We start from the raw sequence: 18,397 nt of genomic DNA, 5'->3' as shown, positions 1-18,397 counted from the left end.
CACGTAGAGTAGTGGATCAGCTACAAAGGGGGGGCATGGTGGCATCCGAGCGCACGTTCTTCGGTCACCCGTGGGGCCTGGCCACGCTGTTCGGCACCGAGATGTGGGAGCGGTTCAGCTACTACGGCATGCGCGCCATCCTTGTGCTGTTCCTGACCGCCCCCGCGGCGCGCGACGGCATGGGGCTCGACGACGCCACGGCCGCCGGGCTGTACGGCATCTACGTGGGCGCCGTCTACCTGACCGCCCTGGCGGGCGGGTGGGTCGCCGACCGGTTGTTCGGCGCGCGGCGCACCGTGCTGTACGGCGGTTTCGTCATCATGTGCGGCCACATCAGCATGGCGGTCCCGTCCAACGGGGTGACGGTCTGGCTGGGACTGTGCCTGATCGCGTTCGGCAGCGGCCTGCTCAAGGGCAACATCTCCACGATGGTCGGCGAGCTGTACCGCGACAGTCCCGACCGCCGGCGTGACGCCGGGTTCGCCCTGTTCTACCTGGGCGTCAACCTGGGCGCGTTCCTGGGCATCCTGATCGTGCCGATGGTCGCCCCCGCCGACGGTGACACCTGGCATCGCGGTTTCAGCCTGGCGGCGATCGGCATGGCGCTGGGCCTGGTGCAGTACGTCCTGGGGCGCAAGTCGCTCAAGGGCGCGGGCGCCGAGCCGACGCACCGCCTGACCTCGGCCGAGCGCGCCCGTTTCCTGCGCGTCCTGCTGCTGTCGGTGCTGGGCGTGGTGGCCGCGCTGCTGCTGTGGTGGTGGAGCGGGACGTTCACGCTGTCGCGCTTCACGCTGGCCTTCACGGTCGTGTGCGCGGTGGTGCCGATCGCCTACTTCGCGTTCCTGTTCCGCTCGCCCGAGGTGACCGCGGCCGAGCGGGTCAAGCTGCGTGCCTACGTGTGGCTCTTCCTGGCCGCCGCGATCTTCTGGATGATCTACGACCAGGCGGGCAGCGCGCTGACCTTCTTCGCCGCCGACAACACCGACCTGAACGTCTTCGGCCTGTCGATCGACCCCGGCCAGGTCTCGAACGTCAACTCCATCGCGATCATCGCGCTGTCGCCGGTGTTCTCCAAGATCTGGGACAGGTACGGCGACCGCATCAGCATCCCGGCCCGCTTCGCGGTCGCGCTGGTTCTGGTCGGCGCGAGCTTCGTGGTCATGTCGCTCGCCTCGATCCAGGCCTCGGACGGCACCAAGGTCAGCATCCTGTGGCTGACCACGACCTACCTCGTCCAGACGGTCGGCGAGCTGTTCCTCAGCCCGGTGGGCCTGTCGGTGACCAACAAGCTGGCGCCCAGGGCGTTCCTGAGCCAGATGATGGGCGTGTGGTTCCTGGCCACCGCGCTGGGCGACTCGATCGGCGGCCAGATGTACAAGCTCACCACCGTCGTCTCGATGCCCGTGTACTACTTCAGCCTGGCGATGTCGGCCGTGGTGGCCGGACTGCTGCTGTTCATGTTCGTCAAGAGGGTGAAGGCCCTTATGGGAGACTAGGTCCCCGTGTCCGAGCTGCTGGATCTCGTCGGTATCTTCGTCTTCGCCCTGACCGGTGCCCTGATGGGCGTGCGCAAACGCCTCGACGTCGTGGGCATGCTGGTCCTGTCGGAGATCACCGCTCTCGGCGGCGGTGTGCTGCGCGACCTGGTCCTCAACGTGCCGCCCGCCGCCTTCCAGAGCCTGGGCTACATCCTGACCCCCGTGCTGGCGACCGTGATCGTGTTCTTCTGGCACCCGCACGTCACCAAGGTGCTCCCGGCGATCATGGTGCTCGACGCGGCGGGGCTCGGGCTGTTCTGCGCGGTCGGCACCGAGAAGGCGCTCACGTACGGGCTGAACCCGCTGCACGCCTGCGTGCTCGGGGTGATGACGGCGGTCGGGGGCGGCATCCTGCGTGACATCCTGGCGGGCGAGATCCCGACGCTGCTGTACGACCGGCAGCTGTACGCGGTGCCCGCGATGGTGGGTGCCGCCCTGCGGGCTGTGCTGTTCGAGGTGCATCTGCAGGGCTGGGTGACCACGCTGGCGGCGGCAACGGTGGCCTTCCTGCTGCGCATCGCGGCGATGCGTCGCGGCTGGCGCGCGCCGCTGGCCAAGGGCGTCCGGCCTCAGGACTGAGGCGCCAGAGCCCAGGAGCGGGCCGTCTCAGGAGTGAGGCGGCAGAGCCCAGGAGCCCGGCGTGTCACACCATCGGGCTGACCCGCTCCAGCGCCCGGGTTCCCGCCTGGCTCGACGAGCGGGCCTCGGCGATGTGCCGTACCGCCTCCACGAGGACCTGCGGCGGCTGGGTGTACGGCAGGCGCAGGTAGCCGTCGAGCGTGCCCTCGACCCCGAACCACGGTCCCGGCGCGAGCCGTACCCCTCGGGCGAAGGCCGCCTCGGCCAGCTCGACCCCGCTCTCGCCCGCCAGCCACATCCACAACGACCCGCCGCCCGCGGGCACGGTGAAACGCCACTCGGGCAGGCGGGCGCGCAGTTCGGCGGCCAGCACGTCGCGCGAGGCGCGCAGGGTGCGGCGGCGCTCGGCGCGGGTCTCCTCGATCCGGTCGAACAGCGCGGCCACGATCAGCTGTTCCAGCACCGGGGCCGCGAGGTCGACCGCGGAGCGGTGGGTGGCAAGGCGCCGGATCAGCGCGGCTCCCGCGCGGATCCAGCCGATGCGCAGCCCGCCCCACCACAGTTTGGAGGCCGAGCCGATGCTGATGACGCGGTTGTCGGTGTCGAAGGCCGCCATGGCGCTGGCCGGGGGGACCTCGTCGAGGGCCAGTTCGACCCAGGTCTCGTCGACCATGATCGTGGTGCCGGAGCGGCGGGCCTGCCCGACGATCTCGGCGCGCACGGCGTCGGGCATGAGCGCGCCGGTCGGGTTCTGGAAGTCGGGGATGAGGTAGGCCAGGCGCGCGGCCGACTGGCGCATCGCGCTGGTGACCAGGTCGGCCTGCCAGCCGTCCGCGTCGATGCCGACGGGCACGACGCGGGCGCCGCGGGCCCGTACGACGTCGATGATGTGCGGGTAGGTGGGCGACTCCAGCAGGACCGGGTCGCCCTGGCTCACCAGCAGGCTCGTCACCAGGTGCTGGGCGGCCTGGGCGCCGCCGGTGACGAGGATCTGCTCGGGCCGGGTGGCCAGGCCGCGCGCGGTGTAGCGGGCGGCGACGCGCTCGCGCAGCACGGCCAGGCCCATGGGCTCGTAGCCCGTGCCCATGGCGTACCTGGGCAGGTGCGCGACGGCCTCCTCGATCGCGGCGGGCAGCTGGGAGGGCGCGGCGGGAGCGGCGGCGTGCAACTGGAGCATGCCGTCGCCGTCGATCGTCAGCCACGGGTTGTCGGCGGTGGTGGCCGGGTCCGGCAGCGCCGTCCGGCTGCCGCTACCCTGGCGGCTGTCGACGTAGCCGCGCTCGCGCAGCAGGTCGTAGGCGGAGGTCACGGTGGTACGGCTGACGCCGAGGGTTTCTGCCAGGTGCCGCTCGGCGGGCAGGCGCACGTTCACGGGGATGCGGCCGTCCATGATGAGCCGGCGCAGTTCGTCGGCCAGGGCGCGGTAGTACGGCCTGGGCCGTGGACCTGCGGAGACGAGCCTGGCCACCTGGGCGGCGCTGAGGTATCTCATCAGACCACTTTCCCGAATTGGACCTGTATTCTCCTCTTTTATCATGCCATTCTCGGGTTCTATGACCGCAATTGACCTGTCTCCTCGTTTGTCCCACCGGCTGGTGCGCCTCTACACCGGCCTGACCCTGTACGGCCTGGCCATCGCCCTGCAGATCAAGTCCGCGCTGGGCGGCTCCCCCTGGGACGTGTTCCACCAGGGCCTGGCCGTGCACTTCGGCCTGTCGGTCGGCACGTGGGTGATCATCGTGGGCGCCGCGGTCATGGTGGTCTGGATCCCGTTGAAGCAGAAGCCCGGCCTGGGCACGATCAGCAACGTGTTCCTGGTCGGCCTGGCCTGCGACGCGGGACTGTGGCTGCTGCCCTCGCCGCACGTGTGGCCGCTGCAGTGGCTGTACCTGGTCTCCGGCATCCTGCTGCTCGCCTTCGCCAGCGTGCTCTACATCGGCGCCAAGCTCGGTCCAGGACCGCGCGACGGCATCATGACCGGCCTGGTCCGGCTGGGGCTGTCGGTGCGGCTGGCCCGGTTCCTGATCGAGATCACGGTGCTGTCGATCGGCTGGCTGCTGGGTGGCACGGCCGGCATCGGCACCCTGCTGTTCGCGCTGGCCATCGGGCCGCTGGTGCAGCAGTTCTCCCGCAAATTCCCGCTGTCGTGAACCAGATCCCCGTAGATCGTCCGGCGACCTTGTAGCGTCGGTGGCATGCGGATCGAGGACTACGCACTCATCGGAGACATGCAGTCGGCCGCGCTCGTGGGCCGCGACGGCTCCATCGACTGGCTCTGCCTGCCCCGTTTCGACTCACCCTCCAGCTTCGGGGCGCTGCTCGGCGGCGAGCACAACGGCCACTGGTGGGTGGGTCCCTCGGGCCGCCCGATGGCCACCCGCCGCCGCTACCGGCCCGACACGCTGATCCTGGAGAGCGAGTGGGACACCCCCACCGGCACCGTCCGGGTGATCGACTTCATGCCGCCTCGTGACCGCAACCCCGACGTGGTACGCATCGTCGAGGGCGTCTCCGGCACCGTCGAGGTCTGCACGGAACTACGGGTGCGTTTCGACTACGGCCGCATCGTGCCGTGGGTGCGCCGCTCCGAGGGCCACCTGCAGGCCGTCGGCGGCCCCGACTCGGTCTGGCTGCACTCCGCGGTGCCGCTCATCGGCGGCGACTACGCCCACCAGGCCACCTTCACCGTCTCGGCGGGCGAGCGGGTGCCGTTCGTGTTCACCTGGCACCCCTCGCACGAGCCGATGCCCACGATGATCGACCCGGAGACCCACCTCGCCGAGACCGAGGCGATGTGGGCGGAATGGGTCGCCCAGTGCACCTACAAGGGGCCCTGGCGCGACGCGGTGGTGCGCTCACTCATCACGCTCAAGGCGCTCACCTACGAGCCCACCGGCGGCATCGTCGCCGCCCCCACCACCTCGCTGCCCGAGGACCTGGGCGGCGTGCGCAACTGGGACTACCGCTACTGCTGGCTGCGCGACGCCACCATGACCCTCGAGGCGCTGATCGACTCCGGCTACTCCGGCGAGGCCGAGAGCTGGCGCGACTGGCTGCTGCGCGCCATCGCCGGCCGCCCCCAGGACCTGCAGATCATGTACGGCGTGGCGGGCGAGCGCCGCCTGCCGGAGGCGACCCTCGACTGGCTGGCGGGCTACGAGCAGTCACGTCCCGTCCGCATCGGCAACGCCGCCGTCGACCAGCTCCAGCTCGACGTGTACGGCGAGGTGATGAACTGCCTCTACCTGGCGCGCACCTCCGGCCTGCCCGCCAGCGACCGCGCCTGGGCCATCCAGCAGCAGCTGCTGTCGTACGTCGAGGAACACTGGGACGAGCCCGACGAGGGCCTGTGGGAGGTGCGGGGGCCGCGCCGCCACTTCACCCACTCCAAGGTCATGTGCTGGGTCGCCATGGACCGGGCCATCCGCCAGGTGGAGAACTTCGACCGCACCGGACCCGTCGAACGCTGGCGTGCCGTACGCGACGAGATCCACGCCGAGATCCTCCGCCAGGCCTACGATCCGGCGCGCAACACCTTCACCCAGTCGTACGGCTCCACGGAACTCGACGCGGCACTGCTGCTCATCCCCCTCACCGGCTTCCTGCCGCCCGACGACCCGCGCGTGATCGGCACCGTGGAGGCGATCCAGCGCGAGCTGATGGCCGACGGGTTCGTCCTGCGATACCCGGTGGCCGAGGACAACTCGGTCGACGGCCTGCCGGGCGGGGAGGGCGCCTTCCTGGCATGCAGCTTCTGGCTGGTGGAGGTGCTGTCCATGATGGGGCGCCGGGAGGAGGCGACGGAGCTGTTCGAGCGGCTGCTGTCGCTGAGGAACGACGTGGGGCTGCTGGCGGAGGAGTACGACCCCCGGTACGCGCGGCTGGTGGGCAACTTCCCCCAGGCCTTCAGCCACGTGCCCCTGGTCCACGCGGCCAAGGCACTGTCGTAGGTCAGCAGGGCCAGGTGGAGACGCTCACGGAGTATTCACGCGTGGTCGGCTCGCCCTCAGGGAAGATCGTCAGGATCACCTCGGTCCCGTCGACCTCCTTCACGAGGCACTCCTGTGCCTCGTCCCCCTCCGACCGGACCAACCGCCAGCCGTGGCGGGCGGCGAGTCGCTGGTGGTGGGCCACGACGTGCGCCGAGGGCGTTTCGCGGGGAAGGCGGAAGCGTCTGGTCACGGACACCCAGTGGTCGTCGCTCTCGCAGTCGGCGTCTCGTGCGCCGAGCGGGACCGCTCCGGGAAGCTGTGGTCGCGTGAGATCGCCCTCCTCCAGGGCCGCGTCTGCCGCGTCCTGCTGGCTCGCGCACTTGAGGTAGTTGTTTCCCAGGTAGAGGACCACGGGGAGGGCGAGGATGCCGGCGAGCATCGTGAGCGCGCCGATGGCGACCACAGCGCCCTTGATGACGCTCCGCATGATCGCGGAGTCTAGTGCTGCTGGGCCAGCCGGGCCAGGACGCGGGCGAACTCCGGCGGTGGGGCGACCACGAGGCGGGTCTGCCCTTCCTGCATCACGATGTCGGCCCTGATGAGCGTCAGCCTCCCCGCATGCCACCAGTACACCTGCTCGCTGGGCCCGCCCGCGCGCAGGGCGTGGACGCGCAGCCGTTCGATGGCGCGGACGACGCCGATGCCGTCGACCGGGTGGACGACGAGGGAGTCGGCGCCCGGCATGATGACGAGCACGCCGTCGGCGGGCACGGGCAGGTGGTCGTCGAGCCAGTGCAGGTGGGAGGCGGCCGCGACGGTGCCGTGCAGGTGCCAGACGGGTGTGCCGCCCAGGTCGGACGGGGTGAGGGCGGGCCGGTCGGCCTGCCGTACGTTGGCCAGCGCCACCTCGAGGGCCTGGGCGGACGGGATGGGCCAGCAGCCGGCCTCCTCCGGGCGCACCGGGCGGTCGTGCACGGTGAGGAGCTCGACGAGGTCGGGCCCGAGGTGGCGGCCGACGACGCGGGTGAGGTCGGGAACCTCCTCGACGGCCTCGACGCGGGTGCGCAGGAGGGGGCGGACCTGGTCGAGATCGCACGGGTCGGGCAGGGAGGCGTCGGCGAGGGCTCGTTTGAGGTGCTCGGAGACGAGCATGGGCCAGTCTTCGCGGGGCCGGCGTCCGGCCTCGCGGCGCAGGCCGGTGAGGTGGACGGTGAGGTGCTTGCCGTTGGCCTGGTGGCCGTCGCGCGAGGGCTGGGGGCCGAGGGTGAGGCGGGCGCCGTCGGCGGCGAAGGTACAGCTGTGGCCGAGGGAGTCGGCGACGAGGGCGAGCAGCGAGTCGAGGTCTACTTCCTCGACCGATCGCGACCGTGCAGGCCGGAAAGAGTTCACGCGCCATGCCCTTTCTGTCTGGTTTGTCCCTCTGCGCTGCTCCTACCTTGCCTGGTCCTCGTTGCTGAACCGGCCAGCCAGGGAGCACGATTCGGTATCGATAACCCCAAGAGCCCCAAGCCACACGCTGAGCTGCGGCGAGCCGTGCCCGACCGGCACGCCGGCCAGGATCGGCACCCCGAGCGGGACGAGGCGGTCCGCGAGGACCGGGTAGGGGTCGCCACAGCCCTCCCAGGAGCCGAGCACGAATCCGGCGGCCCCGTCGAAGGCGCCCGCCTGCAGGAGCTGGGTGAGCATGCGGTCGATTCGATAGGGCTCCTCCCCAATATCCTCCAAGAACACGATTTTTCCGGCGTAATCGGGGTGATAGCGCGTCCCGCACATCGACGCCAGCAGCGACAGGTTCCCGCCCGCCACGATCGCCTCCGCCCGGCCCTCCACCAGAGCGTGGGTGCCGCAGACCGGCAGCGCCCGGCCGAAGAGGGCCGCCCGCAGGTGTTCCCAGGTCCGCGGCTCGGGCCCCGGCTCCTCGGAGATCGGCGTGCAGGCGGGCATGGGACCGTGCAGGGTCGGCACGCCCAGTTCGACGCCGAAGACGTGGTGCAGGGCGGTGATGTCGCTGGAGCCGAGCAGGACTTTGGGCCCCGCGGCCCGCATGGCGTCCCAGTCGAGCAGGCCGAGCAAGCGGGCCGCGCCGTACCCTCCCCTGGCGCAGACGACGGCGGAGACGGCCGGGTCGCACCAGGCGGCCTGCAGGTCGGCGGCCCGCGCGGCGTCCTGTCCTGCGAGGTAGCCGAGCGGCCCGCCTGACCGGCCCGCACCGGGACCGGCGCCCCGGTCCAGCACGTGTTCGCCCACGACGACCTTCAGCCCGAGCTCCTCCAGGCGCCCGATCCCCCGCCGCAGCCGCAGCGGATCCGGAGGGCCGGACGGGCAGACGATGGCGACGGTGTCACCTGGCTTCATCGATCAGCTCCTTGACCAGCGCGGGCAGCGCCTTGCCGATGGGTTCTCTGACGACGCGCGAGGCGTACTGGTCGTACGGCGTGGGCGAGGCGTTGATGATCACCAACCGGGCCCCGTACTCCACGGCCAGCCCCGCGAGCGTCGCGGCCGGCTGCACCTGCAGCGAGGTGCCCACGGCCACGAAGACGTCGCTGCGTTTGGCCGCGCCGATCGCCTTGCCGAGCACGTCCGCCTCCAGCCACTCCCCGAACATCACCGTCGTCGTCTTCAGGATGCCCCCACACTCCACGCAGGCCGGATCCGGCTCCCCCGCATCGATGCGCTCGAAGGCCTGCGGCAGTGTCGTGCGCGCGTCGCAGCCCACGCAGACGACGCCGTTCATGTTCCCGTGCAGCTCGACGACGCCGGTGGAGCCGGCCTTCTGGTGCAGCCCGTCGATGTTCTGGGTGACCAGCAGCCGCAGCAGCCCGGCACGTTCCAGGTCCACGAGCGCGTGGTGGCCCGGATTGGGCTCGGCGCTCAGGGCGGGGCTGGAGCGGCGCATGCGCCAGGACCGCTCCCTGATGGAGGGGTCGGCCAGGTAGTAGTCGATGGTGACGAGCTTCTCGTGGTCCGGGTCGCGGGTCCACAGACCCTCGGGTCCGCGGTAATCCGGAATGCCGGACTCGGTGCTGATGCCGGCACCGGTGAGGACAGTCACGTTCACGACGAAAACGGTGTCACACTTGACCCAGGTATGCGACACATCCTCGTGGTCAACGGGATCAAGGTCCGCAGGCCGGTCTTCCTCATGGGAGCCCCGCACTCCGGCGCGGACCTCCTGGGGCGTGCCCTGAAACGTTCGCCGGGCTTCCACGTCACGATGGGCCGCACCTGCGTCGCCCACGTCGTCTACGCCTTCGCCCGCCGTCCCTCGATCAGCCGCAGCTCCGGCGCGGCCCGCGTGATCCGCGACGCGCTGGCCGAGGCGTGGCAGGTGGTGCCCGGCGCCTGCGCGCAGTGCCCCGACGCGTGCCGGGAGGCCGGCGGTGTGACGGGGACGGGCCCGTGCGTTTCGGCCGCGTCGCTGAGCCGGTTCTGCGACGCCAGCCCCGACCTGCTCTACAGCGCGACCGCGCTGCTGAACGCCTTCCCCGACGCCCGCTTCGTCCAGCTCATCCGCGACGGCCGCGACGTGGCCGCCGACATGCTGGCCGACCCGGCGTGCCTGGCCTGGTTCAAGCCCGTCATGTTGTCGGACGAGACCGAGTTCCCCAACCCGTTCCTGGGCCTGAGCAAGGGCGAGCACCGCGACAACTGGAAGAGCATGCCGGTGGCGGGCAAGGCGGCGCTGCGCTGGCGCAGCGCGATCAGGCTGAGCGCCGGCCTGCGCCAGGACCTGCCCGCCGACCAGCTGCTGACCGTGCGCTACGAGGACCTGGTGCGCGCGCCCGCGCAGTCGCTCGCCACGCTCTCGGCGTTCCTGGAGACCCAGATCTCCAAGGTGGCCCTGTACGGCAGGCGGCTGCAGCCCAGCGCGGGCAGGCTGCGCCCGGCCGACCGCGAGCTGGTCGAGAAGGTGGCCAAGGAGGAGCTCAGCAGACTCGGTTACCTGGCCCCCTGACAGGTCTAGTCGGCCAGGCGCACCGGGCTGCCCGAGGCGCTGAACTGCGTGCGATACAGCTCGGCGTACAGCCCCTGCCTCTCCAGCAGCTCTTCGTGCCGCCCGCGCTCGGCCACCTGGCCGTCGGCGATGACGAGGATCTCGTCGGCCTCGCGGATCGTCGAGAGCCGGTGCGCGATGACCAGTGACGTGCGCCCGCGCAGGGCGGTCTTGAGCGCCTGCTGCACCGCCGCCTCCGACTCGGAGTCGAGGTGGGCGGTGGCCTCGTCGAGGACGACCACGCGCGGCGCCTTGAGCAGCAGCCGCGCCAGCGCCAGCCGCTGCTTCTCGCCGCCCGACAGCCGGTAGCCGCGGTCGCCCACGACGGTGTCGAGCTGGTCGGGCAGGGCGGCCACGAGGTCGGCGATCTGCGCGGCGCGCAGGGCCTGCCACACCTCCTCGTCGCTCGCCTCGGGGCGGGCGTAGCGGAGGTTGGCGCCGATGGTGTCGTGGAAGAGGTGGGCGTCCTGCATGACGACGCCGACGGTGTCGCGCAGCGAGGCCAGCGTCGCCTCGCGCACGTCGAGCCCGTTGAGCCTGACGGCGCCCGAGTCGACGTCGTACAGGCGGGAGACCAGCGAGGTGATCGTGGTCTTGCCCGCCCCCGAGGGCCCGACGAGTGCGACCAGGTGGCCGGGTTCCGCGGTGAAGGTGACGCCCTTGAGCACCGGGTGCGAAGGGCCGGTGTCCTGGCGGGCGACCGACTCCAGCGAGGCCAGGGAGACCTCCTCGGCGCTCGGGTAGCGGAAGTGCACGTCGTCGAAGTCGATCGTGACCGGGCCGCCGGGAACGTCGGTGGCGCCGGGCTTCTCGGCGACCATCGGCTTGAGGTCGAGCACCTCGAAGACGCGGTCGAAGCTGACCAGCGCGGTCATCACGTCGACGTGCACGTTCGACAGCGAGGTGAGCGGGCCGTACAGGCGCATGAGCAGGGCCGCGAGGGCGACCAGGGTGCCGAGCTCGAAGATGTCGTTGACGGCGAGCACGCCGCCGATGCCGTACACCAGGGCGGTGGCCAGCGCGGCGACTAGGCCGAGGGCCACGCGGAAGACCGCGCCGTACATGCCGACCGTGACGCCGATGTCGCGCACCCGGGCGGCCCGGCCGCCGAACATCTCGGCCTCCTCCTCCGGCCTGCCGTACAGCTTGGCGACCATCGCGCCCGCGACGTTGAAGCGCTCGGTCATGACCGAGCTCATCTCGGCGTCGAGCTTCATCTGCTCGCGGGTGAAGGCCGACATGCGCCGGCCCACGAACTTGGCGGGCACGATGAAGATCGGCAGCAGGATCAGGGCGACCAGGGTGACCTGCCACGACAGCACCAGCATCGCGCCGAGCACCAGGACCAGGCTGACGACGTTGGAGACCACGCTCGACAGGGTGCTGGTCAGGGCGCGCTGGGCGCCGATCACGTCGGTGTTGAGCCGGGAGACCAGAGCGCCGGTCTGGGCGCGCATGAAGAAGGCCACCGGCATGCGCTGCACGTGGTCGAAGACCTCGGTGCGCAGGTTGTAGATGAGTCCCTCGCCGATGCGGGCGGAGAACCAGCGCTGGGCCAGGCTCAGGCCCGCGTCGACGACCGCGAGAACGGCGATGGCGACGGCCAGGCCGATGACCAGGCCGGTGTTCTTGGCCAGGATGCCGTCGTCGACGATCGCCTTCATCAGCAGCGGGTTGGCCACGACGATGGTGGCGCCGAGCACGACGAGGACGAGGAAGGCGATGATCTGACGGCTGAAGGGCCTGGAGTAGCGGGCGATGCGGCGGACGGTGCCGGGCTTGAGCCGCTGCTCCATGACTGATTCGTCACGCCTCAGCGAGCGCATGGCCCCTGGCCCGAAACCCATCGACATGCCTGTTACAGCGCCTCCTTCGCCTCAGGTGATTCCCGGGTCAGCTGGAGGCGAACGTGCGGACGCCGGTCAGGAACCGCTGGACATCGCGCGGATGCGGAGCACCTGTTCGGCGCGTTCCGCGGCGCTCTGCTCCTCCAGGGAGCGCCCCCTCGCGCCCTGGAGTAGCCGCTTCGTGGCGATCGCCGCGTCGCGGTTGACCGCCAGCAGCTCGGCCGCCTTCTCCTTGACCGCCTGAGCCAGGTCCTCCCGGCTCACGACGCGTTCGGCGAGCCCGATCCGCAGCGCCTCCTCGGCCTGCACCACGCGGGCGGTGAGGCAGATGTCGATCGCCTTGGCCAGGCCGACGAGCTCGACCAGCGGCTTGGTGCCTGTCAGGTCGGGCACCAGCCCGAGGGCGGGCTCTTTCATGCAGAACTTCACGTCGTCGGTCACGATGCGCAGATCGCAGGAGAGCGCCAGTTGGAACCCGGCGCCGATGGCGTGTCCCTGGACCGCGGCGACAGACACGATCTCGGGACGGCGTAGCCAGAGGAATCCTCGCTGGAACTCCGCGATCTGGTCGTCGAGGTTGGTTCCAGCCGTTAGTGTGCCGAACATGGCAAGGTCGATGCCTGCCGAGAAGGACGGTCCCTCACCTCGCACGACGACGACGCGCACCTGCTCCGGCAGGTTCTCGCCGATGCGGGTCAGCTCCGACCAGAGGGCGAACGTCTGGGCGTTGCGCTTCTCGGGCCGGTCCAGCGTGATCGTCGCGATCTCACCGTCCACCTCGAAGCGGAGGCCGCCAGTGTTGGCGATGTTCTCCGGATTCCCCCCATGCACGCGCACAGCCCTCCCTAGATCCCCGGCTCGTCACGCCCGAGCCTACTAGAACTTTGCTCGGGCGTGACAAGCTCCGCGGGTAGGGACGAGCGGCTGCGGACGCGCGTTCCCTGCTTCGCCGGTCGGCAGTCCATCTACCTCTTGGACTTGCCCCGGGTCGCCCCGCCGCGCCCGCGCAGAGTCACGCCGGACTCCGACAGGATGCGGTGGATGAACCCGTACGACCGGCCGGTGGAAGCGGCCAGGGCGCGAATGCTCTCGCCCGCGGCGTAGCGCTTCTTGAGATCACCGGCCAGCTTTTCCCGGTCGGCCCCGGTGACCCGGGTGCCTTTTTTGAGAGTCTCGGCCACGAGTACCTCCTGTAGTGCCAGACTTCCGCAGCGTTACTCCGCCATGATCAGTCATTTCAGCGGGATCGGCTACCTACTCCACGGGAAAAGATCCGTACCCACTCAAATTAAGATCAGGCAAGTGCCACAAGATCGGAAAATTCTTCGCTCCAGGCGTCTTCAGTTCCGTCCGGTAGCAAGATCACCCTATCTGGTGCAAGAGCGTCAACCGCTCCCTCGTCGTGCGTAACCAGGATGATTGCCCCTGAATAAGAGTGAAGAGCGTTCAGCACTTGCTCGCGGCTGACCGGGTCGAGGTTGTTCGTGGGCTCGTCGAGCATGAGGACGTTGGCGCTCGAAAGCACCAGTGTGGCAAGGGCCAGACGGGTCTTCTCGCCACCGGAGAGCACCCCGGCGGGCTTGTCGACGTCGTCGCCGGAGAACAGGAAGGAACCGAGCACCTTGCGCAGTTCGGCGTCGGTCACGTCGGGGCCGGCCGAGCGCATGTTCTCGAGCACCGTGCGGCCGGCGTCGAGGGTCTCGTGCTCCTGCGCGTAGTAGCCGATCTTGAGGCCGTGGCCGGGCCTGACCTCGCCGGTGTCGGGCTGCTCCAGGCCGCCCAGGATGCGCAGCAGCGTGGTCTTGCCGGCGCCGTTGAGCCCCAGCACCACAACCCTGCTGCCGCGGTCGATGGCCACGTCGACGTCGGTGAAGACCTCCAGCGAGCCGTACGACTTCGACAGCTCGGCGGCGGTCAGCGGGGTCTTGCCGCAGGGCGCGGGCTGCGGGAAGCGCAGCTTGGCGACCTTGTCGGAGGCGCGCTCCGCCTCGGTGCCGGCCAGCAGGCGCTTGGCGCGGCGTTCCATGTCCTGCGCGGCCTTGGCCTTGGTGGCCTTGGCGCGCATCTTGTCGGCCTGCTGAAGCAGCGCGCTCGCCTGCTTTTCCGCATTGGCGCGCTCGCGCTTTCTGCGCTTCTCGTCGGTCTCGCGCTGGGCCAGATAGGCCTTCCAGCCGACGTTGTAGGTGTCGATGACGGAGCGGTTCGCGTCGAGATGCAACACTTTGTTGACCGTGGCGTCCAAAAGATCAACATCGTGGCTAATGATCACCAAGCCGCCCTGATGCGAACGCAAAAAATCACGAAGCCACCCGATTGAGTCCGCATCGAGGTGGTTTGTCGGCTCGTCAAGAAGGAGAGTCTCGGCTCCGCTGAACAGGATCCTGGCCAGTTCGACACGCCTGCGCTGACCGCCGGACAGGGTCGCCAGGGGCTGCTTGAGCACCCGGTCGGGCAGGCCCAGGCTGGAGGCGATGGAGGCGGCCTCCGCCTCGGCCGCGTAACCGCCGAGGACGTGCATCTGGTCCTCGAGCCGGCCGTAGCGGCGCACGTTCTTCTCACGCGTCTTCTCGTCGGCGCTCGACATGCCCTGCTCGGCCAGGCGCAGCTTGCGCATGACCTCGTCGAGCCCGCGCGCCGACAGGATGCGGTCGCGCGCCATCACCTCGAGGTCGCCGGTGCGCGGGTCCTGCGGCAGGTAGCCGATGGCTCCGCTCGTGGTCACCGTGCCCGCGGCGGGCAGGCCCTCGCCGGCCAGCACCTTGGTCAGCGTGGTCTTGCCGGCGCCGTTGCGGCCCACCAGGCCGATCTTGTCGCCCGGGTTGACGCGGAAGGAGGCGTGCTCGATGAGCAGGCGCGATCCGGCGCGCAGTTCGATGTCGTTCGCGATGATCATGAGGAAGGGGCTCCCGATGGGTCGTGGGAAAGGAGGGCGGCCGGAGCCGGGGTCAATCGGGAGCACGCATGAGCATCAGTCTACGGTCAGGGGGCCGGAGCCTCGCCTGGTTAACCGGCCGCCGGCTCACCCGCGTTGACGACGCGCACCCGCACCGCGCGGAAGCGCGCGGGGGTCTCCTTGAGCACCGCGAGCTTCGGATCCGGCACCGTCAGGAACGGCTCCACCACCTTGGCCAGCAGCGGAGCCAGCCGCCTGTCCTCGCCCAGCACCTCGACGGACCTGCGGTCGCCGCCCAGGATCACCGCGTCGAGCTCCTTGTCGTAGGGCAGCAGCACGCGCGCCACCGTGTCGCCCGCCGCCTCCACGGCCTTGCTCGCCTGGTTGCCGCGCCGCCTGGCGAAACGTTGCTGCGACCAGCCGCCCGCGGCCGTGCGGCCCTGGACATAGGTGGAGCCCACCTTCGACACCACCAGCTCGGCGCCGCGGAACACGCCGGTCGCGTGCCCGCCCAGCCGCAGCAGGATCACGCCGACGGTGCGCTGCCGGGAGGCGTGGGCGATGAAGCGCGAGATGTACGGCGCGGCGGGCTCGAAGGGCGGGAAGGGCACGACGAGATCGGCGGTCGACCCGTCGGCGGCGGTCAGCCGCAGCACGTCGGGCTCGGCGACGGCGGTGATCGGTCCGTGGCGGCCGGCGAAGCCGTCGATCCACTTGTTGAGGCGCTCGGGCGGCACGTCCACCCAGCGCCCGCCGCCGCTGGCGGGCCGGGCAGTCATGCGCAGCAGGGTAACCCACCCGAGGCGTCGGGAACTCGCGGGGAAATGTCGGTGAACTTCATAGGCGCCCCCTTCTGTAACGGGAGCAACACGGAGGATCATCACGTACGTGCTGGCCCAGCTGACTTCCATCACCCCCGTCGTCGACCTCGACACCGGGGGTGTCGTGGCGTTGCGCACCCCGCCCGACGCCATCGACGCCGCGCGCCGGGAGGGCATGCTCCCCCTCCTGCTCGACCTGCCCGTCCGGGTGGTCCTGAACGGCTCGGGCGCGCTGGCGCCCCTCCACGAGGCGCTCAGGCGCTCGGGCAGGCGCCCGCGCGAGGTCATCCTCGTGCTGCGCGGCGGCTGCGGGGAGGCCGAGCGGCGGCTGCTCACCGTCGGGCTGGACGGGCTGCGCGCCATCGGGTACCTGCTGGCCTTCGGCGGGCTGGGCGCCGAGAGCATGCCGCCCGACCTGATCGCCGACGCCTCGCCGTACCTGCTGTGCCTGTCCACCGACGTCGTCGGCCGCGCGCCGCGCGACCCGCGGCGGGCGGCGGTGGCCCGGTCCGTCGTCACGATGGCGCGCGGCATCGGCGCGCACGTCCTGGCGCCGGGCGTCGAGGACGAGCCGCAGCTCGGCCAGGTGCGCGACTGGGGAGTACGGCTGGCGGAGGGGCCGCTGCTGGCGCCGGGACGCGACGGGCGGGTGCACGTGCCGCTGCCGACACCCCCTCAGGAGCCGAACGCCGCCCTGCTGGGGCCGCGCGTGCAGGAGCTCCTGCTGCCCGCGGTGACACTGCCGGAGCAGGCCACCGCGGAAGAGGTGATCGAGGCGTTCGGCACCGAGCCGTCGATCACCAGCGTGATCCTGGTCGACGACTACCAGCGGCCCAAGGGCAGCCTGGACCGCGGACGCTTCCTGCTGTCGTTCTCCTCGCGCTTCGGGCACGCGCTGCACGGCAGGAAGCCGGCGCTGCGGCTGGCCGACCCGCCGCGTGCCGTACCGAAGACCACACCGGCCATCGCGGCCATGCAGGTCGCCGGGCGCGACAGCACGCGCGCCTACGACGACCTGGTGGTGACCGACGAGGTGAACAGGTGCATGGGCATCGTGCGCGTGTCGGATTTGATGCGCCGGGTCAGCGCGGCCCGGGCCAGCTAGCGGTGTCGGTGAACTGGGTCAGCCGCACGATCAGGCCGTCACGCAGACGCAGGTCGTGGGCGAAGGCGGCTTCGTACTCCTGGCCGGTCGCGCGCAGCCGGCCACGGTAGGCGCCCATCGCCACGCACCGCTCCTCACCCGCCCAGACGTACTCGTCGGGCACCGGCGCGGTCTCGTAGGCGCCGAAGATCACACCCCAGCAGTCCTTGACGGCCGACTCGGGCCCATGGTGCACACCACCGACCCCCAGGGGCATGCCCCGGCTCACGTCAAGCACGAACTCCGGATGCAGAACGGCCAGCAGTTCGTGAACATCAACTTTTAACATCGCCGCGTACAGACGTTCCACCGCGTTCGTCATGGCTACAGACTAGGGGCTTGTGACGCTGAACCGACGGGCGCTCCTGGGCGCCGGATTACTCGCCCCGCTGGCCGGCTGCACCTCCTCCGAAGAGCCGCCGCTCGCGCGGCCCGCGCTCGACGACTGGGAGGCCGTGCGCGCCCAGTTCAGTCTCAAGCCCGACGTGGCCAACTTCGCCGCCTTCGTCCTGGCCCCGCATCCGGAGCCCGTACGGCGGGCGATCCAGGGCCATCGTGACGCCCTCGACGCCGACCCCCACTACACCCCCGCCGGAGGCGGGACGCCCGACCTGGCGGTGACCCAGGCGGCGGCGGAGTACCTGGGCGGCCAGCCCGGCCAGATCGCCATCACCGACAGCACCACCATGGGCCTGGGCCTGCTCTACTCGGGGCTGCGCCTGCGCGAGGGACAGGAGGTGCTCACCACCGAGCACGACTTCCTGGCCACCCACGAAGGCCTGCGCCTGCTGGCCGAGCGCACCGGCGCCACCGTGCGCCGCGTACGCCTCTACGACGACCCCGCCACCGCCTCCGCCGACGCGATCGTCGCCGCCCTGAAGGCGGGCATCACCCCGCGCACCCGCGTCGTCGCGGTCACCTGGGTGCACTCCAGCACCGGCGTGCGCCTGCCCGTCCGCGCGATCGCCGACATGGTCGCCGACGCCAACCGCTCCCGCAACCACGGCGAGCAGGCGCTGCTGTGCGTCGACGGCGTGCACGGCTTCGGCGCCATGGCCGACGGCGTCGACGACCTCGGCTGCGACTTCCTGGCCAGCGGCACCCACAAATGGCTGGCGGGGCCTCGCGGCACCGGCATCCTGTGGGGCCGCACGTGGGAGCCGCTCTCCGCGCTCATCCCCAGCTTCAGCGCCACCGCCTTCCGGTCGTGGCAGAGCGGCGCCGAGCCCGGCCGGGCGTCGGGCGACTACTTCACCCCCGGCGGCTACAAGGCCTTCGAGCACCGCTGGGCCATGCCCGAGGCCTTCGCCTTCCACCGGCGCATCGGCAAGGAGCGGGTCCAGGAGCGCATCCAGTCGCTGGCCACGCGCCTCAAGGACGGGCTGCGCGCGCTGCCGAACGTGCGGCTGGCCACGCCGCTGTCGCCGTCGGTGTCGGCCGGGCTGGTGTGCCTGTCGGTGACCGGCATGGAGCCCTTCGAGGCGGTCGAACGGCTGCGGCTCCAGCACCGGATCGAGACCAGCGTGACGCCGTACGCCGAGCCGCTGCTGCGGTTCGGGACGACCATCATGAACACCCCGGAGCAGGTCGACCAGGCCGTCAGGGCGGTGGCGGCGCTGCGGTGACGGGCGAACAAAAGCCGATCT

The 18,397-nt window shown here is 70.8% G+C and carries 18 protein-coding genes; 7 read left to right on the top strand and 11 right to left on the bottom strand.

Annotated elements, in window-relative coordinates:
• The first annotated feature begins 35 nt into the window (after window positions 1-35).
• Both HNR30_RS36875 and HNR30_RS36870 read left to right on the top strand, forming a co-directional pair.
• Window positions 36-1,496, top strand: a complete 1,461-nt coding sequence (locus HNR30_RS36875; protein ID WP_181614780.1) for a peptide MFS transporter — start codon at window positions 36-38, stop codon at window positions 1,494-1,496.
• A gap of 6 nt (window positions 1,497-1,502) precedes the next feature.
• Complete coding sequence (locus tag HNR30_RS36870) at window positions 1,503-2,117, top strand: trimeric intracellular cation channel family protein (RefSeq protein ID WP_181614779.1); 615 nt, start codon at window positions 1,503-1,505, stop codon at window positions 2,115-2,117.
• Between the two features lie 64 nt (window positions 2,118-2,181).
• Here HNR30_RS36870 and yczR read toward each other — a convergent pair whose 3' ends face one another.
• A complete protein-coding gene (yczR, locus tag HNR30_RS36865) occupies window positions 2,182-3,609 on the bottom strand; it encodes a MocR-like transcription factor YczR (RefSeq protein ID WP_181614778.1) in 1,428 nt (475 codons plus the stop codon).
• A 61-nt stretch (window positions 3,610-3,670) separates the two neighbouring features.
• On the opposite strand from yczR, the gene yczE reads away from it, so the two are divergent.
• On the top strand, window positions 3,671-4,267 hold the full coding sequence (gene yczE / locus HNR30_RS36860; RefSeq protein ID WP_181614777.1) for a membrane protein YczE: 597 nt from the start codon (window positions 3,671-3,673) through the stop codon (window positions 4,265-4,267).
• Window positions 4,268-4,312: 45 nt separating this feature from the next.
• On the top strand, window positions 4,313-6,067 hold the full coding sequence (locus HNR30_RS36855) for a glycoside hydrolase family 15 protein (protein ID WP_181614776.1): 1,755 nt from the start codon (window positions 4,313-4,315) through the stop codon (window positions 6,065-6,067).
• 1 nt (window position 6,068) lies between these two features.
• Here HNR30_RS36855 and HNR30_RS36850 read toward each other — a convergent pair whose 3' ends face one another.
• The 4 genes from HNR30_RS36850 to HNR30_RS36835 are packed head-to-tail and all read right to left on the bottom strand — an operon-like array spanning window position 6,069 to window position 9,110.
• The gene (locus tag HNR30_RS36850; RefSeq protein WP_181614775.1) at window positions 6,069-6,536 is read right to left on the bottom strand and encodes a hypothetical protein; all 468 of its coding nucleotides are present in this window, start codon (window positions 6,534-6,536) and stop codon (window positions 6,069-6,071) included.
• Window positions 6,537-6,547: 11 nt separating this feature from the next.
• Window positions 6,548-7,438 carry a hypothetical protein gene (locus HNR30_RS36845; RefSeq protein WP_181614774.1) on the bottom strand — a complete coding sequence of 297 codons (891 nt, stop codon included), beginning with the start codon at window positions 7,436-7,438 and terminating at the stop codon, window positions 6,548-6,550.
• 42 nt (window positions 7,439-7,480) lie between these two features.
• Complete coding sequence (locus tag HNR30_RS36840) at window positions 7,481-8,404, bottom strand: S66 peptidase family protein (RefSeq protein ID WP_181614773.1); 924 nt, start codon at window positions 8,402-8,404, stop codon at window positions 7,481-7,483.
• A complete protein-coding gene (locus HNR30_RS36835; RefSeq protein WP_312894907.1) occupies window positions 8,391-9,110 on the bottom strand; it encodes an SIR2 family NAD-dependent protein deacylase in 720 nt (239 codons plus the stop codon). Before HNR30_RS36835 ends, HNR30_RS36840 begins: the two co-directional genes overlap by 14 nt.
• A 30-nt stretch (window positions 9,111-9,140) precedes the next feature.
• Here HNR30_RS36835 and HNR30_RS36830 point away from each other — a divergent pair, with 30 nt between their 5' ends.
• A complete protein-coding gene (locus HNR30_RS36830) occupies window positions 9,141-10,007 on the top strand; it encodes a sulfotransferase family protein (protein ID WP_181614772.1) in 867 nt (288 codons plus the stop codon).
• Window positions 10,008-10,012: 5 nt separating this feature from the next.
• Here the strand turns inward: HNR30_RS36830 and HNR30_RS36825 are convergent, their stop codons facing one another.
• The 5 genes from HNR30_RS36825 to HNR30_RS36805 form a co-directional block, all read right to left on the bottom strand.
• Window positions 10,013-11,899, bottom strand: coding sequence for an ABC transporter ATP-binding protein (locus HNR30_RS36825; protein ID WP_220134430.1), 1,887 nt, complete (start codon window positions 11,897-11,899; stop codon window positions 10,013-10,015).
• A 69-nt stretch (window positions 11,900-11,968) separates the two neighbouring features.
• Complete coding sequence (locus HNR30_RS36820) at window positions 11,969-12,724, bottom strand: enoyl-CoA hydratase/isomerase family protein (RefSeq protein ID WP_312894906.1); 756 nt, start codon at window positions 12,722-12,724, stop codon at window positions 11,969-11,971.
• A 134-nt stretch (window positions 12,725-12,858) separates the two neighbouring features.
• Window positions 12,859-13,074 carry a helix-turn-helix domain-containing protein gene (locus HNR30_RS36815; protein ID WP_020547488.1) on the bottom strand — a complete coding sequence of 72 codons (216 nt, stop codon included), beginning with the start codon at window positions 13,072-13,074 and terminating at the stop codon, window positions 12,859-12,861.
• 113 nt (window positions 13,075-13,187) lie between these two features.
• Window positions 13,188-14,786, bottom strand: coding sequence for an ABC-F family ATP-binding cassette domain-containing protein (locus tag HNR30_RS36810; RefSeq protein WP_181614770.1), 1,599 nt, complete (start codon window positions 14,784-14,786; stop codon window positions 13,188-13,190).
• Between the two features lie 110 nt (window positions 14,787-14,896).
• Window positions 14,897-15,565, bottom strand: coding sequence for an acVLRF1 family peptidyl-tRNA hydrolase (locus tag HNR30_RS36805; RefSeq protein WP_181614769.1), 669 nt, complete (start codon window positions 15,563-15,565; stop codon window positions 14,897-14,899).
• Window positions 15,566-15,674: 109 nt separating this feature from the next.
• Between HNR30_RS36805 and HNR30_RS36800 the strand changes: the two genes are divergently transcribed.
• Entirely contained in the window at window positions 15,675-16,712 is a 1,038-nt protein-coding gene (locus HNR30_RS36800; protein ID WP_312894905.1) for an EAL domain-containing protein, read from the top strand.
• Here HNR30_RS36800 and HNR30_RS36795 read toward each other — a convergent pair.
• A complete protein-coding gene (locus HNR30_RS36795; protein ID WP_181614768.1) occupies window positions 16,690-17,073 on the bottom strand; it encodes a nuclear transport factor 2 family protein in 384 nt (127 codons plus the stop codon). The genes HNR30_RS36800 and HNR30_RS36795 overlap by 23 nt on opposite strands.
• Window positions 17,074-17,092: 19 nt before the next feature.
• Here HNR30_RS36795 and HNR30_RS36790 point away from each other — a divergent pair, with 19 nt between their 5' ends.
• A complete protein-coding gene (locus HNR30_RS36790; RefSeq protein ID WP_181614767.1) occupies window positions 17,093-18,376 on the top strand; it encodes an aminotransferase class V-fold PLP-dependent enzyme in 1,284 nt (427 codons plus the stop codon).
• Window positions 18,377-18,397 lie beyond the last annotated feature (21 nt).

This window comes from Nonomuraea soli, assembly GCF_013761175.1.
Lineage (GTDB): Bacteria > Actinomycetota > Actinomycetes > Streptosporangiales > Streptosporangiaceae > Nonomuraea > Nonomuraea soli.
Note: the sequence above shows the minus strand (reverse complement) of the source record. Positions and strands in the feature narration are given on the sequence as shown.

What these genes read in the sequence shown, in the direction of transcription:
- HNR30_RS36825 (WP_220134430.1), bottom strand. Translation starts at nt 11,899, where the DNA reads ATGTCGATGGGTTTCGGGCCAGGGGCCATGCGCTCGCTGAGGCGTGAC.
- HNR30_RS36850 (WP_181614775.1), bottom strand. Translation starts at nt 6,536, where the DNA reads ATGCGGAGCGTCATCAAGGGCGCTGTGGTCGCCATCGGCGCGCTCACG.
- HNR30_RS36810 (WP_181614770.1), bottom strand. Translation starts at nt 14,786, where the DNA reads ATGATCATCGCGAACGACATCGAACTGCGCGCCGGATCGCGCCTGCTC.
- HNR30_RS36840 (WP_181614773.1), bottom strand. Translation starts at nt 8,404, where the DNA reads ATGAAGCCAGGTGACACCGTCGCCATCGTCTGCCCGTCCGGCCCTCCG.
- HNR30_RS36875 (WP_181614780.1), top strand. Translation starts at nt 36, where the DNA reads ATGGTGGCATCCGAGCGCACGTTCTTCGGTCACCCGTGGGGCCTGGCC.
- HNR30_RS36830 (WP_181614772.1), top strand. Translation starts at nt 9,141, where the DNA reads ATGCGACACATCCTCGTGGTCAACGGGATCAAGGTCCGCAGGCCGGTC.
- HNR30_RS36795 (WP_181614768.1), bottom strand. Translation starts at nt 17,073, where the DNA reads ATGACGAACGCGGTGGAACGTCTGTACGCGGCGATGTTAAAAGTTGAT.
- yczE (WP_181614777.1), top strand. Translation starts at nt 3,671, where the DNA reads ATGACCGCAATTGACCTGTCTCCTCGTTTGTCCCACCGGCTGGTGCGC.
- HNR30_RS36855 (WP_181614776.1), top strand. Translation starts at nt 4,313, where the DNA reads ATGCGGATCGAGGACTACGCACTCATCGGAGACATGCAGTCGGCCGCG.
- yczR (WP_181614778.1), bottom strand. Translation starts at nt 3,609, where the DNA reads ATGAGATACCTCAGCGCCGCCCAGGTGGCCAGGCTCGTCTCCGCAGGT.
- HNR30_RS36805 (WP_181614769.1), bottom strand. Translation starts at nt 15,565, where the DNA reads ATGACTGCCCGGCCCGCCAGCGGCGGCGGGCGCTGGGTGGACGTGCCG.